This is a genomic window from Leptospira tipperaryensis, from assembly GCF_001729245.1.
Lineage (GTDB): Bacteria > Spirochaetota > Leptospiria > Leptospirales > Leptospiraceae > Leptospira > Leptospira tipperaryensis.
The window spans coordinates 3,692,390-3,707,096 of record NZ_CP015217.1 but is presented as its reverse complement, the minus strand read 5'-3'; the positions used below and the strand labels follow the sequence as shown (position 1 = coordinate 3,707,096).

Genomic DNA, 14,707 nt, shown 5'->3' with positions numbered 1-14,707 from the left:
GCCTAACAAAGAATCCCGATTCCGTTTTCACGATGGGACAGAAAAATAATTTCTGTCCTTTTATCGATTTATAAATCTTTCCAACTCGATCTTCCTATGATAAAGTGATCTCTGTCTTTCTCAAAAATAAGGGAAGTAGGGAGTTTATAAATGAGATTTTTCTTTCAGGCTCTATTCCTCTGCATTCTTTTGTTCCGTTGCACTCAAGCGGAAAGAATCAATTTTGATGCGAGTAAGGGAAGTGGATTGGTTATTAATCTTTTACCCACGATTCTAAATGCAAACGCGACCCCTTTCAATTCTACTTTGATCCCGACTTCCTTGAACGAAGGAGTTTCAACCTCAGTTTCCTTTACTTTGACAAATTCTCCGAGTGATTCGACGAGTTATCAATTTGTTTGGGAAGATACTACGGGTGCAACTCCCACCTTAAGCCCTTCTTCCTTTACGTTTTCGGGTTCGAACTCGGCCGTTTCCGTCAGTTTGCTTCCGATCGATAACAACTGCTTAGAAGATAATATGGTTTTGAAGGTCACTCGCACGAGCGATAACCAAGTGTTTCGATTTACATTTGCCGTGATTGAAGCGGATAAATGTACCTTCGTAACTAGTTCCACTTATACCGGAAACTTTAACGGATTTCAAAATGCGGATGCAAACTGCGCGGCGGAAAAGCCGGCGGGACTTCCGGGGACTTCTACCGATTATAAAGCAATGATTTCGGGAAGTACGACCGTTTCTTCCGTTGTTTATCAAAGACAAGCGACCTTAGTCTCTAACTGTAATATGTCGACCACGCCGGGATGTACGAGTACTACAAATTGGGTTTTGAAGGCAAAGACAAGATATTATAGAGCGGATGCGACGACTTTGATTTTTACAACGCATGCAAGTGTTCCCGCGTTTAACTTTGTTTCTCAGTCGTTTACAAATTCCATTGCGGGAACTACGGGAAAAATTTGGACCGGACTTTCTTCGGATTGGACTTCTTCCGGAACTTCTTGTTTGGCAACGTTCGGTTCTTGGACTTATTTTTCGGGAAACTCTTCCTATGGAGATCTGAATTCAGTTACGGGAACTGCGGTCTCAGGAGGAAGCTTATCTTGTTCTACGCCGTCCGCTTTCTTCTGTGTTCGGCAATAAAGAGAATTAGAATTTGACTGTATAGGCAGCGGTAGGAGTAATCTCGGTGATTCCGGTGATCGGACTCTTTACAACGGAAGCGCTGAATTTCCATCCTTCCGGATTTGGATCGGATAATAAAGCCTGCATCTTTTCGTAGTCTTTTGCAAATAAGAATGTATGGATCAATTGTAAGCCGTATACCGCACCTAGGAGCCACTGAGCCTGATTATACTGACCCGTCGCTTGACTATAAGAGCTGAAGTAGGGATTGGTTGCTGTTGCGGTTACTAATACACGAGTTATGAGCGCAGTCGTTCTTACGGCTTCATCGGCTGTAACCGGATTTAAGGTTGGATCTATGAAGGCAGCGGCTGTAATTGCGATAGAATTCGATTTATAATTTGCTTCTTCCGCGGCAGCATGTTGTCTGCAATTATTTGCATAGATAGCCGCTCCAGCAAACAACGCGAAGCTGATCATCGCCCATTTTTTCTGCCCGGTTCTCCACTGTCCCCAGCCAGGAAGGACCGCAGATCTCGCGGTAATCGTCCATTTGTTATCTTTCCACGTTGACGAAGTCGGAGTTTCTTCCGTTTTTATCTCCGGTTGTTTCGTCGTTGTGACTTTTTTTATATCGTCTTTCTTTGGATCTTTTAGATTGATTTCCGAAATTTCAGCTTTGGAAATTGTTTGTACTTTTCCATTTACTTCAATTTGAACCTCTGTCCGAGATTGGTTTACAATTTTTCCCTGAATCGTTTTTCCATTCTTAAGTATGACCGTACTCGCTGAAATTGGTAAAGAAATTGCAAATACGAGAAATACAGCGAAGATTAGTATCTTTTTGAATGTTCGAGACATATAGTTATAATTCCGTTTGTTATTCATCAAATTTTAGTCGTCATCTTTTCTACAAGAAATTATCTTTTTGCTTGAAAAAACAAGTAGTAATCAGAGATCTTATATAACTGTGGCACATACATCCGAGTTAGAAAAGCTCTACAACCACAACAAAGATGATTTATTTCATTACATAAAAAAATCGTTTTATGACGAAAATTCTGCGCAAGATATCTTGCACGATTCGTTCTTAAACTTTTTTCGATATTATGAGAATAAAGACATCCCTGATCCAACATCCTGCCGGATGATCTTATTCCGTATTGCAAGGAACTTGATCATCAATCATGCAAAATCTTATTATCAAAGAAATGTATCCCTAGTCGGTGAAGATACAGGCAATAATTTTGCTTCAAAATCCCCAAGTCCGGAATTTTCCGTAATAGAGAAAATCGATCAATCGGATGTCAAGAATACGATGGATTCTCTCTTGGAAGCGATATCTCCAGAATATAAAGAGGCTTTGCTTCTTCGATATCAGCAGGATTTAAAATTAGATGAGATTTCAAAAATCCTCGGAATGAGCATTTCCGGGGTTTCTCGACTGATCGAGAGAGCTGAGAAAGCCCTGGCCCAAGAAGGGAAAAAAAGGGGTTTTCAAGCTGGAAACTATATATAGTATATAGAAATCCTACCGTCTTATAGTTTGAAATAATTAGAATTCTTTTCAATGGTGATAAAAAAAATTCGGAAATGGAAAAAATAGCTCAAATAGCCCCTCTTAGTTTGTTTAACAAACAGGAAGCGGGACGGAATTGAATCGCAGAACCCCGGGCAGAATGAATATGGAAAATAAGACACACACTCCCGAATTTGAAGGATACGCGCGACTCCTTAGTGAAAAGGAATCCCTATCTCAACTCCCGGCTTTCGATCCTAATTGGATCGGAATGAAGCCCCGCTTTACCGTGGAGGACAAAATAATGAGTGTTCCGACTGAGACAAAAATTCTTCAATTTCCAAAGACAGCCTGGCTTGCCGCGGCCGCAGTATTATTATTAACTGTTGGAGGCGCATGGTTTAGCCTTCGAACTCCAAAAGCTGAAACTGAAGTGGTGGTGCAGGGAACTCCTCTGAGAGCCGCAGTGGTTTTTGTAAAAGGGGAAGCTTCCGTAGTTAGGGATGTAGAAACGAAACTACATCAGGGCGACCTATTGAACGAATCCGACGTCATTCTTACGAAAGCCGGAGGAGCCGTGGATATCGGTTTAACCGATTCCAGTGTAATCCGTGTAAAAGAAAAGAGTAAGCTGATTCTAAAAGAACTGAGAGAAAACAACGGATCTCAGATTCGTATGAATTTAGCGGCCGGTAGATTGTTAAACGTAGTTGAGAAAGAAAGAAAAGGAAGCAACTACTACGTAGAAACACCTTCCGCAGTCGCCGCAGTGAGAGGAACTTCTTTCGAAGTGAACGCTTCCGAAAGCGAATCTGTCGTCTTCGTAGCAGAAGGTTCCGTAGAAGTAACTTCTCTGAATGTTTCTAAGAAAGTTTTTATCTTAGATGCGAGTAAGCTCGTAACCGTAAACAAAGACGGGGAAGTAGAATCGATTGATCTTTCTAAACTGAATTCTACTCGTCCTGAATACAAAGATATGAAAAAGAATCTTGGGACTTTGGATAGAGAACTTCTTTCCGATGCTCAAAATCTGAAAACGGCTAAAACCGAAGAAGAATTGAGCAAGATTTACGATCTGAGCATCGAACACATCATCATGAAAGACGGAAGAGAATTGAGAGGAGTTGTGGTTTCTCAAAAAAGAGGGAAGCTCGTCGTTCAAACTCTCAAAGGTTCTTACATCTTGGATGAAGAGGCTGTAGATAAGATTAAATATTGATCGAATTCTAATAAGAATTCTTTCTAAAAAACCGGTCGAAGATTTCCTTCCGTCGGTTTTTTTATTTTTGAATGAGTCGATTCTAAAAGAGCGGTATTGAGATTCTTCTTATTCTATTTGTCTTATGGGTAAATGAGAATATTCGGATATTCTAAAATTCTTATTAAAACTCAAGATGGTCTGAGATCCAAGAATCGAGAGACCAGGAACCTCCTCCGAAAAGAATCAATGCGATTCCCATGCAGACTGCGAGGATATGATATTCGAATCCTTCTCCTCCCTGATTTCCAAACCAGTTCATAAAAAATCCGATGTCTCGGTGCGTCCAACCCGCTACCGCTAAGGTGCAGGTGATTCCAAAAGCGGCCAAGCGTGTAAAGAACCCGAGGACAAGTGCGATAGAGCCGAAAAATTCCGAGACGATCGCTAAGAGAGCGAGAGCCGCCGGGAATTCGGCCGTGTTTACGAAAAAATCCATGGAGGCCTCCAAGCCGACTCCGCCAAACCAACCTAAGAGTTTTTGCGCACCGTGGGGAAAAATACAAATGGCGAGACCGGCCCGGAGAAAAAGCGGAGAGAGAGAATCTCGAGTGGAAAAGAAACTTTGTAGCATGTCGGTCTCCGAATTTCATCCTTTTTGAATTTTAAAAGAGAGAATGGAAATCAAAAATTAAGAATCAAAGTGTCCGATTTGGATCCGGAGTTCCGACCTTGGCTGATTTTAACGATGATTCTTCCGTTTCCGATCGATCGGAACGATTCGTGCAGAACAGGAAGGAGTTCCTACATTCTTATTCTGAGCACAGAGAATTCTTTTCAGGCCATTGTAATTCGAAGACACGGAACTTTTCTTTCTCCGACTTTCTCTTCTTTTGTAGGAACTCCTAAAAAATCTTTTCTTTCCTTCAATGGGAGAAGGCTTTTCAAAAACTATGTCGCATGAATATATGGGGGTTTGTTTTTAAAAGAAGGAGTTCCTACTTTTCCTCAAGAACGGCCGAAGTTTCCACTTCTCATTGGAAGTTTCAGAAACGCGTCAAGATTTCAAAACCTTCACTCTGAGAACTTTCCTCCGGAGTTCCGACCTTCCCTTTCTTTCTATGAAATCCGATGATTCTAACCTAAAAGCGGTTGTCGAAACGACCTAATCCGAAAAATCTGGCATAAGATTATTTGGCGGGAAACCTATGTCTGAAGAAACACAAGAAAAGAAAAACAAAAAGATCAACAAGATGACTGTAGCCGAGATCAATGCTGCAATCCAAGCTTCCAAAGAGAAGATGAACGGAAATTCCAGCAAATATATTCTGCATTTGAATGCTAGACTGGAAGAGCTCGCAGTGAAAGGTAAGAAATAATTTTATTCCTTTTTCCGGTCCGTCGAAGATCGACGGATTCCGGCTCTGCTCTCTTTTTTCTACCTTTCTAAATCTCTCGATCCTTGCTCCAATTCATCGACATAAAACACCAGTATGCGTCCTCGGTTCTTTTTGAGGGATTCTCTTGGCATATCAAGCCGGGAGCGCGCGTCTGTCTTGTCGGTCCAAATGGTTCCGGTAAATCCACTCTCTTTAGAATTGCAGAAGGGAAATTTGTTCCCGACGATGGGACCGTATCCAAATCTAAGAATACTGAAATTTCCGTATTTCAGCAGCTTCCCGATTTCGATCCGGAAGCATCGGTGATCGATACTGCATTAGGAAAACATAAACACTATCGGGAATATTCCGAACGTCTCAAAGAGATCAATCATAAGTTCGAGATCATTTCCCACGATTCTCCGGAGTTTGCTTCTCTTCTCGACGAGCAAAGTTCTCTGGAAGAATACGCATTTACTTACGGAGTTCACGAGTTGGAGTCGAAGGCGCGCAAGGTTTTGGGCGGACTCGGATTTTCCAACGAACAAATGGCGATGAAGGTAAGGGAATTTTCTCCCGGATATCAACACCGTTTGGGACTTTCGATTACTCTTCTCAATCCGGGCAACTTACTCTTGTTAGATGAGCCGACCAATCACTTGGACAACGAATCGAAAGAATGGCTCGCGGATTATCTCAACTCAACCGGACAATCCTTTGTCTTGGTCACTCACGATCCGGAATTCTTAAATGCGACTTGTGATACGATCGCGGAGCTTTCTCCTTCCGGAGTGATCGAGTTTAGAGGAACCTTAGAAGAATACTTCGAACACAAGAACGAACTTCAGGAAAAACTCCAAACTCAATTTGAAAAAGAAGAATCCTATCTCAAGAAAAGAATGGAATGGATCGATCGTTTCCGAGCTCAGGCTACAAAAGCGAGACAGGTTCAATCCGCGCTCAAGAGGCTTGAAAAAAGGGATCGAATCGACGCCCCTCAGGAATCTTTTTGGAATTCCAAATCGGACTATAAATTCAATTTCATCTCTTCCGGAAGAATTACCGCGCGAATGGAAGACGGCGCGTTTTCTTATTCCGGAAAACCTCCTTTTATATTCAGCGACGCTAATTTTGAAATTTCAGCGGGAGATAAGATTGCGGTCGTCGGCCCCAACGGCGCCGGGAAATCCACTTTCCTACGATGTTTATTAGAAATTCATAAATTAACTTCCGGTAAAATTTATTACGGACCGAAGACGAAGATCGGATACTTTTCACAGAATCATCACGAGGAACTGGATTCTTCTAAGAATCTTCTTCAAACCGTGATGACGACTTATCCCGATCTTTCGGAACAACAGGCTCGCAGTTTACTCGGATACTTTTCTTTTTCGGAAGACAGCGTTTATAAACAGACAGGTCTTCTTTCCGGAGGAGAGCAGAGTCGACTTCGTCTGGCGCTTCTCGTCCGCCATCCGGCTAATTCCATCTTTTTAGACGAGCCGACCAACCATTTGGATTTGGTCGTCCGGGACAATCTCAGAAGAGCCCTTATGGATTACGAAGGTTCGCTTCTTATCATCTCTCACGATCCCGAATTCTTAAAGGATCTTTGTAACAGAACGATTTCCGTGGATAAGGGACAGATTCGCGATTTTAATTGCACTTTCTCGGATTATCTAAAATACAATCTGAAAGAAACGGTTTCTTCCGGTTCTCAGAACGGGAATTCCTCTTCCCTCAAAAAAGAGGAACCTTCTCAAACTCGTTCTAAGAAGAATGCGGATAAGAATCGTATTAAAAAAATTCAAAAAGATCTGGAACAAATCGAAGCTAAAATTGAACTTTTGGAAAAGTCCAAAAAGAATTTGGAAGAAGTTTTGGCTGATCCAGGCTTTTTTAAGAATCGAAGTTATCAGTTGGAATTGGATAATTTAAACGAAACAAAAAACGAGATCTCACGTTTTACCCAAGACTGGGAATCTCTTCAATTAGAGTTAGAAGAACTTTCCGGATCGGTCTAATGAATGACTTCCGTCCACTGAATCGTTTTAGAAACGCCGGTCATTTTTGATTCAATTTTATCTTCGCTAACTAAGGAACCGTTTTCAATGACACCGAAAGAATTAAAAAAAAGATTAGATCTCAGAAAAGACGGGAAAGATTCCTTCTATCTTCTCGACGTCAGAAATCCGAACGAAGTGGAAATTTGCGCGATCGAAGGGACGGATCTTTTGATTCCAGTCGGCGAACTTTCCGGTCGTTTGTCTGAAATCAATCCTTGGAAAGAATCCGACAAAGAGGTGATCGTTTATTGCCGTTCCGGCGGACGTTCGGCGATGGCCTGTGGAATTTTGAAACAATCCGGGTTTGCAAAGGTGCATAACGTGGAAGGTGGAATTCTTCTCTATTCGGACGAAGTGGATTCTTCTCTCGCCAAATATTAAAAGACTTTCTCTTTACGATGCGGAAGCGATTGACGCGGAGTCAATAAATTGGAATTGGAATCATTTTTTTTAGCAGACAATTTGCAATTTATTGACTAAAGCGGAAAGCGCGGTCCTGCAATTCGGTGGATGATTGGGAAGAACGAAACGACTTCAGGATCCGCCCAAAGGATTTGTCCCCTTCGCAATGTCTCAGCTTTTGAAATAGGATTTTTACAAAAAGAATTCTTAGATCATTCGCCTAAGAGAATTTTTCGGAAGTAGAGAAAACCTTCGGCCAATGGATCGTCTTTTCCGCCGCGTCTTCTTTTGAGCATATTCGTAAGATCTAATACCATCAGACCGTACATCCAAGCCCACATCATTCTCGCGAGAGCGGGATATTCCTTTTTGGAAAGTTTGAATTCGTGACTCACACAACCGTTACGGATGGTTTCTAAAAATACACGATAGCTGGTTGGCAAACTCGGGAACGCTTTTCTGTGCATGTGCCCGTGAACGGTGTTGAACATCACCTTGTGAAGTTCTTTGTTGTTCAGAGAAAAATCCCAATAAGCTCGTGCGATTCCGGCGAGCTTCTCAAAAGAATTTTTTCCGTTTCTCTGGGCGTTTCTCAAAAGCTGTGTGAGTTCCGTTTCCCCTTTGGCGATGAGAACTTGTATGATCTCTTCTTGGCTCTTAAAATGGGAGTAAGGGCTCGCGACGCTGCAGTCTAATTTTTCGGCGATCTTTCTCATCGAAAGACCGTCGATTCCTTCTTCCAAGAGAATTTCCATCGCCACCTGGACGATGTTTTCTCGATTGAGGCTGTTTCTGGATCTTCTCTTGTGTCGAACTGCAATTGTCATCTTGGATTCTAAACTCTATCAAGCCGCTTTGGAAACCGGAACTCTTCCTTTCGTCGTCCAAACGTCTCGTTTTATATTTATGATCCCAACTTTATGCAACCCCTTCATGATCTGAAAGCAAAAATCGATTTCCCACCATTTATATGCGAAGTTTGGAGAAGTTGGATGTCCATGGTGATTGTTCTGATACAATTCTCCCATTGTCAAAATATCGATAGGAAGCATATTCTTTGACTCATCTTGGGTTTTAGAATGATTTATATATCCGTATTTATGTCCGCCCCAGTTCACGATTGCGCCGTGAATCGGTCCCATGAGCCAGTGGATCGGTAGGAGAAGATACCAACCCCACTGTCCATCGGGAACGAAGGCCATATAATAGAATGCGTAAAGAGAACCAAAGCCGATCCGGAACCACCAGTTCTGACCGAGCATATCGATCGCATTCCAGCGAGGAATGAAATCACGGGTGAATTCCGATTTTGGAGCAACACGATCATAGGCGAAATCATCGTAGATATGTTTGGTTTTCATCATCATTTCAAACGGGTTTTTAGAATGATGGGGAGAATGTGGATCTTCTTCCGTATCGCTGTAAGAATGGTGCATTCTATGCAGAACCGCATAACCGTAAGGATTCAGATAAGAAGGGCCTTGGAGAACCATTGTCAAAAGGTGAAAGTTTTTTTCCCAAAAAGGATTCATCGTAAACATCGCGTGGGCCGCGTATCTGTGTAGGAAGAAGGTTTGGACAAAAACCGAACCGAACCAATGTGCAAAAAATAAAATTAAAATGGGGACCATGGCGGGCCTCCTTTGTTTTTTCTCTTCAACGAACAATGTTCATTATGGTCAGAATAAACGAACGTTGTTAATTATGTAAAGAGAAAAACGAAAAGAATTCCTACTTTCCAAAAATGGGTTTTTTTGGGGATTTGGATAAAAAAGATTAAAATGGGTAGAATCACCTGATTTCGGGGGCTTTTTCTATTTTTTAGGTGGCATCGGTGGTAGCAAAAAAAGCGGTTAAAAAGAAATCGGTAGGAACTCCCTCTTCAAAATCCGGGAAAAAAGGGGTTTCGGCTTCCAAGTCCGGAAAAACTCCTGTGACTCGCGTTAAACTCAATGAAACGCTCCCCGAACTCAGCGGTTTGCTCCCTGCGGGTCGCGTTTCAGGTCGGAACTCCGTTGGCGTTTCAGCATCGAACGGGAAAAAAAATCCTCCGATAGGATCTCGTATGACTGATTCTTCCGCTTCTACAAAAGGGAAACACTTTCCAGCTCCTTGGGATTTGAACGGAGAAGGTTTTCTTTTTCCTCTTTGGGCGAAAAAAGATTACAACCGAGAAATGGGATTCTTTTCCGGAGAAGATTCCAAACAATATACCGGCGGCTTGGGTTCCTTGATGCTCGTGAACTATGAAACGAGTGATGTAGGACCTTATTACGAACTTCTTTATATTCCCGGTAATTTTCACTACAAGGATCAATCTTATAAAAGGATCACAAGAATCTTTGTCTCAAGTCAGAAATCTGTAGAAGAGGGAATTCTCAACTGGGCGATTCCGAAAGAAAGAGCCGACTTTACCTGGATTCGGGAAGGAAATCTTACAAAAATTTCCGCGTTTCGAAACGGGAAGGAATTCTTCCGAGTCACGATCGCGACCAAAGGATTTTCATTTCCGGTTTCTACAAAAATTCTTCCTTATACACTTTTACAAAAAGCTCCGGAAGGTTATTTGAGCACCCAGTTTGTCGGGAAAGGGAGGGGAAGAATCGCAACGATCCGGGAAATCTGGAGCGACGAAGCGGTATTTCCCGATGTCATAAAGGGCGGGGTTTTTAAAACTGGAATTCATTCCGATCCGTTTGCTTTGGTTTTTCCAGTAGCTGACAAGGTCGACTAACGTATTTTTGAAAATCGAAAAAACATTCAATCATTAGAATATTAGAGTTATTAGGAGTAGTCATGGAAGATGCAGTCATTCTGGACGGGATCAGAACCCCGTTTGGTAATTTTGGGGGAACTCTCAAGGACCTCAGTGCGGTGGATTTGGGAGTTTTGGCTTCTAAAGCAATCCTTGAAAAAACCGGAGTTTCTCCGGAAGCAATTGGAGAATCCATTTTTGGAAACGTAATTCCTACCGGAAAGGAAGCGATCTATCTCGCTCGTCATATCGGTTTAAAAACCGGCCTTCCTCTGGGAGTTCCCGCTTTGACTTTAAATCGTCTTTGCGGTTCCGGAATGGAAGCGATCATCCAAGCCGCTAAAAAGATCTATCTCGGAGACGCAGACGCGGTTCTCGCAGGCGGCGTGGAATCGATGAGCAATGCTCCTTACGTCGTGCGCAACGCGCGCTGGGGAGTTCGTTATGGTTCTGCGGAATTCGAGGATACTCTGGAACAAGGTCTTACGGATCAGTATGTAGGTTTGATCATGGGTCAGACCGCCGAAAATCTCGCGGACCAATATAAAATTTCCAGACAAGAACAAGACGAATGGGCGGCCATCTCACAAACTCGCGCTGAAAAAGCGACTGCGGAAGGAAGACTCAAAGACGAAATTCTTCCCGTAACCGTCGGCGGAAAAAAACCGATCACATTGGATAAAGATGAATTTATCAAGGGCGCTGCTGGCGCTGAAAAACTCGCTTCCTTGAAAGCGGTATTTCGCGACGGTGGAACCGTGACCGCAGGGAACGCATCCGGCTTAAACGACGGTGGCGCTGCTACGATCATCACTTCCGCTTCTTACGCCCAAAAGATCGGTAAAAAACCTCTCGCGATCATTCGCGGTTATGGTCACGCGGGTTGTGATCCTGCAAAGATGGGAATCGGTCCTGCGCTTGCGATTCCTGCGGCTCTAAAAAAAGCGGGCTTGAAACTTTCAGACATGAGTCTCGTGGAAGTCAACGAAGCTTTTGCCGCTCAATATCTTGCAGTTCAAAAAGAATTGGGTCTCAATCCTGAAATTACAAACGTGAACGGCGGCGCCGTAGCGATCGGACATCCGCTCGGAGCTTCCGGAGCCAGAGTTACAATCACTCTTGCTTACGAACTTAAGAGAAGAAAGGCGAAGTATGGCGTTGCTTCTCTTTGTATCGGCGGTGGTCAAGGGATCGCGCTCATTTTGGAAAATCCGGAAGCATAAAAACTTTTTGATTTCGTCGTTTGAAAAGCCCGGATTCATCCGGGCTTTTTTATCTTATAATAATTTTAGAATATATTTCTTACTACTATGAATCAACGATTTCAACCTTGGTCAAGTCTTCACTATCTACTTTTGTTTTTCACCGGAGTTACGATCTTTCTTCTTCTGTGGGTCGCGAGAAAAGATCCTTCCGGAAACGTAAGTAAGAAGATAGGTCAGGCTTTGGCTTGGATCTTGATTCTAAATTATATCGTTTACGTAATGTATCGAATCGATTCCGGTCATTGGGAAATACGTTACGACCTTCCGATGGAATTCTGTAACTGGGCCATGATCGTGACTTCGATCGCGCTCCTGACTCACAATCGAACGTTTGCAGAACTCTCTTACTTCTGGGTGATGAGCGGCTCGATCAACGGAGTGATTACTCCGGATCTACAAGTAACCTTTCCTCATATTTATTTTTTCATCTTCTTCATCGCACATTCGGGACTTGTGATCGCTTCTCTTTATATCGTCTTTGGTCTGAGATTGGAGCCGCGGCCTTGGGCCGTTCTTAGGACATTCTTATATTCTCAGATTTTCTTTGCTTCCGCGTTTGCGATCGATTATCTCTTGGACGGAAACTACGGATATATGATGGCAAAACCTTCCGCCGGTTCCGCTTTGGATCTTCTCGGAGAATGGCCTTACTATTTGATTCAAATGCAGATGATCGGCCTCGGTTTTTTCTTCGTTCTTTATATGCCTTTTTATTTTAAGAATCGGAAAATTAATTTTTCTGAATATTAGAGAGGAGGTTGATGTTACGGTTTGGTAAAAATTCAAGTCACAAAGAATATTCTATTTTTGATAAACGAAACTTTATGAGGCATTTGCAATTTTTTGCAGTAGCGGTTCTTTTGAGTTTTAGTTGGGACGTTTTTTGCGAATGTTCGATGTGTTATGAAATTCTTTATGTTGAAGTAACGGATACGTCCGGTAGAAAGGAAAAGTTTTTCTTGGATCTACCTCCGGAAATAGAAAATTCCAACGGAAATCTCCCTTCGATACGCTTGAATAACTCGGGTCACTTTGGGCAGCTTAAGATTGAAAAAATAGGGAAGAGAACAAAACAGATTTCTTTGTATAAGAAGATTGAGAAATCCATAGATGCGAATGGGGATAAATCCTACTGTAGTAAACAGAAGCGTAATACAATCAAGATCAACTCAATCCGTAGGATAATGATTATCCGGCATATCCAGAACGTATATTCACCGATTGTTTATTGTAAGAATACGAGTGTGAGACTTTAGGTCTCACTATAATTTTTTTTTGAGAAGTCGAGTTGAATCCGATTTCATTCAAAAAATTTCAGAGTATTTATCTATTTGGGCAATAATTGCCCGAATGGAGAAATCGTTGATTCTTTGAAAAGTGTGATCGCAGGAGTTCCCACACTTTCCGAAAAGCATATCGGTTAGAGATAGAATTTCTTTGTAATAGTTCCTACATTTTTAAAACGAGAGGGCTTCGAGCGTCCCTGTTCGACTTTTTTTATCGGGCTTTAAAAACGATTGGATTCCGATCGGAGAAGGTGTTAGAGTTCCCACAAGGAATCTGTTGGAAAAAGGAGACACTTTCTTTCAAACGAAGAATGCATCTAAATTCGCTTTCGACCTTACATTCAAGCATCTGCGCAGGTTTTCATCTTTCGTACCTTCTTGACGGTAAAGGATTCTCTTCGAATCCTGCATTACAGAGCTCTTAATTCCAGGTTCCAATACCGATTTCGAGGCTGTACCGGATTTTCCGGCTATCGGCGATTCAGGCGGGATGCCAGGAACCATCGGACGAGTTCAAATTCGACCAAGGTGTGCTATTAAAATGGAATTTGCCCTTTCCAGCGAACAGAAAGATTTACGTGATCTCGCGCGAAAATTCGCAAAAGAAGAAATGCGTCCTCGCGCGGAGCATCATGACCATACGGGAGAATATCCCATGGAAGTGCTCAAGAAGGCTTGGGAAATCGGCCTGATGAACATCCACATTGAACCTCAGTTCAATGGTTCTGGAATGGCGGAATTAGACGACGTTATCATTGGAGAAGAATTATTCTGGGGATGTTCCGCTATGGCGACCGCCATTCTCGCGAACAACCTCGCCCTCGCTCCCGTTCTCTTAGGCGCGAGTGATAAGATCAAAAAAGAATTCGTTCAACCTATGACGGAAGAATTCAAACTCGCGGCTTACGCTGTCACCGAACCCGGTGCCGGATCGGACGTCGCGGCGATTCGTACTTCGGCAAAAAAAGTCGGAGACGAATACATCATCAACGGTTCTAAGATGTGGATTACCAACGCGGGTTATGCGGATTGGTTTTTTGTTCTTACCAAAACGGATCCAGCTGCGGGACATAAAGGAATCACAGGCTTTATCGTAGATGCAAAATCTCCCGGAATCATCATGGGAAAGAAAGAAATCAACATGGGTCAAAAATGCTCCGATACCCGTGGAATCACTTTCGAAGACGTAAAGGTTCCCGCTTGGCAAATGGTCGGTCGCGAAGGCGAAGGTTTTAAGATTGCGATGGGCGCGTTTGACCACACTCGTCCCGGAGTTGCGATCGGAGCCGTCGGCGTCGCTCGCGCTGCGATGGAGCACTCGATTCAATACGCAAACACCCGCAATACTTTTGGACGTCCGATCATGGACAACCAAGGAATTTCCTTTATGATCGCGGAAATGGCGCGCGATATCGAAGCGGGTCGTCTGCTTTGCTACCAAGCGGCTTGGATGATCGACAACAAGTTTAGAAATACTTACCAAGCTTCCATCGCTAAAATGTTTTGCGCTGATATGTGTATGAGAATTTGTACCGACGCGGTTCAAGTTCTTGGCGGGTACGGTTTTAATACGGAATATCCCGTCGAAAAACTGATGCGCGACGCAAAGATTTTTCAAATTTACGAAGGAACTTCTCAAATTCAAAGAATGATCGTTTCTCGTTTCCTCGCTGATGGAAAGGGAATCGAGGGGCCGAATTTCTGAAAGAATT

16 protein-coding genes are annotated in these 14,707 nt (G+C 42.9%); 12 read left to right on the top strand and 4 right to left on the bottom strand.

Annotation, left to right across the window (positions count from 1 at the left end):
• Nucleotides 1-150 precede the first annotated feature (150 nt).
• Nucleotides 151-1,143: a DUF1554 domain-containing protein gene (locus tag A0128_RS17480; RefSeq protein WP_069608677.1), complete on the top strand. Its 993-nt coding sequence runs from the start codon at nt 151-153 to the stop codon at nt 1,141-1,143.
• A gap of 6 nt (nt 1,144-1,149) precedes the next feature.
• Here the strand turns inward: A0128_RS17480 and A0128_RS17475 are convergent, their stop codons facing one another.
• Nucleotides 1,150-1,986 (bottom strand): LA_0442/LA_0875 N-terminal domain-containing protein, encoded by an 837-nt coding sequence (locus A0128_RS17475; protein ID WP_069608676.1) that lies wholly within the window; start codon nt 1,984-1,986, stop codon nt 1,150-1,152.
• Nucleotides 1,987-2,095: 109 nt separating this feature from the next.
• Here A0128_RS17475 and A0128_RS17470 point away from each other — a divergent pair, with 109 nt between their 5' ends.
• Nucleotides 2,096-2,644, top strand: a complete 549-nt coding sequence (locus A0128_RS17470) for an RNA polymerase sigma factor (RefSeq protein WP_069608675.1) — start codon at nt 2,096-2,098, stop codon at nt 2,642-2,644.
• 166 nt (nt 2,645-2,810) lie between these two features.
• Nucleotides 2,811-3,863 (top strand): FecR family protein, encoded by a 1,053-nt coding sequence (locus A0128_RS17465; RefSeq protein WP_069609380.1) that lies wholly within the window; start codon nt 2,811-2,813, stop codon nt 3,861-3,863.
• A 163-nt stretch (nt 3,864-4,026) separates the two neighbouring features.
• On the opposite strand, the gene A0128_RS17460 is transcribed toward A0128_RS17465, so the two are convergent.
• Nucleotides 4,027-4,476 (bottom strand): DoxX family protein, encoded by a 450-nt coding sequence (locus A0128_RS17460; protein WP_069608674.1) that lies wholly within the window; start codon nt 4,474-4,476, stop codon nt 4,027-4,029.
• Between the two features lie 24 nt (nt 4,477-4,500).
• Here A0128_RS17460 and A0128_RS17455 point away from each other — a divergent pair, with 24 nt between their 5' ends.
• The 4 genes from A0128_RS17455 (at nt 4,501) to A0128_RS17445 (ending at nt 7,668) form a co-directional block, all read left to right on the top strand.
• The gene (locus tag A0128_RS17455) at nt 4,501-4,806 is read left to right on the top strand and encodes a hypothetical protein (protein ID WP_069608673.1); all 306 of its coding nucleotides are present in this window, start codon (nt 4,501-4,503) and stop codon (nt 4,804-4,806) included.
• Between the two features lie 244 nt (nt 4,807-5,050).
• A complete protein-coding gene (locus A0128_RS22275) occupies nt 5,051-5,221 on the top strand; it encodes a hypothetical protein (protein ID WP_156781872.1) in 171 nt (56 codons plus the stop codon).
• An 83-nt stretch (nt 5,222-5,304) separates the two neighbouring features.
• Nucleotides 5,305-7,245, top strand: a complete 1,941-nt coding sequence (abc-f, locus tag A0128_RS17450; RefSeq protein ID WP_069608672.1) for a ribosomal protection-like ABC-F family protein — start codon at nt 5,305-5,307, stop codon at nt 7,243-7,245.
• 87 nt (nt 7,246-7,332) lie between these two features.
• Entirely contained in the window at nt 7,333-7,668 is a 336-nt protein-coding gene (locus tag A0128_RS17445) for a rhodanese-like domain-containing protein (RefSeq protein ID WP_069608671.1), read from the top strand.
• Between the two features lie 233 nt (nt 7,669-7,901).
• Here A0128_RS17445 and A0128_RS17440 read toward each other — a convergent pair whose 3' ends face one another.
• Together A0128_RS17440 and A0128_RS17435 are read right to left on the bottom strand one after the other, a co-directional pair.
• Entirely contained in the window at nt 7,902-8,516 is a 615-nt protein-coding gene (locus tag A0128_RS17440) for a TetR/AcrR family transcriptional regulator (protein WP_069608670.1), read from the bottom strand.
• An 18-nt stretch (nt 8,517-8,534) separates the two neighbouring features.
• Nucleotides 8,535-9,320: an acyl-CoA desaturase gene (locus A0128_RS17435; RefSeq protein ID WP_069608669.1), complete on the bottom strand. Its 786-nt coding sequence runs from the start codon at nt 9,318-9,320 to the stop codon at nt 8,535-8,537.
• Nucleotides 9,321-9,523: 203 nt separating this feature from the next.
• Between A0128_RS17435 and A0128_RS17430 the strand changes: the two genes are divergently transcribed.
• From A0128_RS17430 to A0128_RS17410, 5 genes are all read left to right on the top strand, one after another.
• A complete protein-coding gene (locus tag A0128_RS17430) occupies nt 9,524-10,423 on the top strand; it encodes an acetoacetate decarboxylase family protein (RefSeq protein WP_245667171.1) in 900 nt (299 codons plus the stop codon).
• A gap of 62 nt (nt 10,424-10,485) precedes the next feature.
• Nucleotides 10,486-11,667 (top strand): acetyl-CoA C-acetyltransferase, encoded by a 1,182-nt coding sequence (locus A0128_RS17425; RefSeq protein WP_069608668.1) that lies wholly within the window; start codon nt 10,486-10,488, stop codon nt 11,665-11,667.
• A gap of 87 nt (nt 11,668-11,754) precedes the next feature.
• Nucleotides 11,755-12,459, top strand: coding sequence for a YwaF family protein (locus tag A0128_RS17420; RefSeq protein ID WP_069608667.1), 705 nt, complete (start codon nt 11,755-11,757; stop codon nt 12,457-12,459).
• A 74-nt stretch (nt 12,460-12,533) separates the two neighbouring features.
• Nucleotides 12,534-12,965: a hypothetical protein gene (locus tag A0128_RS22495; RefSeq protein ID WP_069609378.1), complete on the top strand. Its 432-nt coding sequence runs from the start codon at nt 12,534-12,536 to the stop codon at nt 12,963-12,965.
• 571 nt (nt 12,966-13,536) lie between these two features.
• Nucleotides 13,537-14,700: an acyl-CoA dehydrogenase family protein gene (locus A0128_RS17410; RefSeq protein WP_069608666.1), complete on the top strand. Its 1,164-nt coding sequence runs from the start codon at nt 13,537-13,539 to the stop codon at nt 14,698-14,700.
• Nucleotides 14,701-14,707 lie beyond the last annotated feature (7 nt).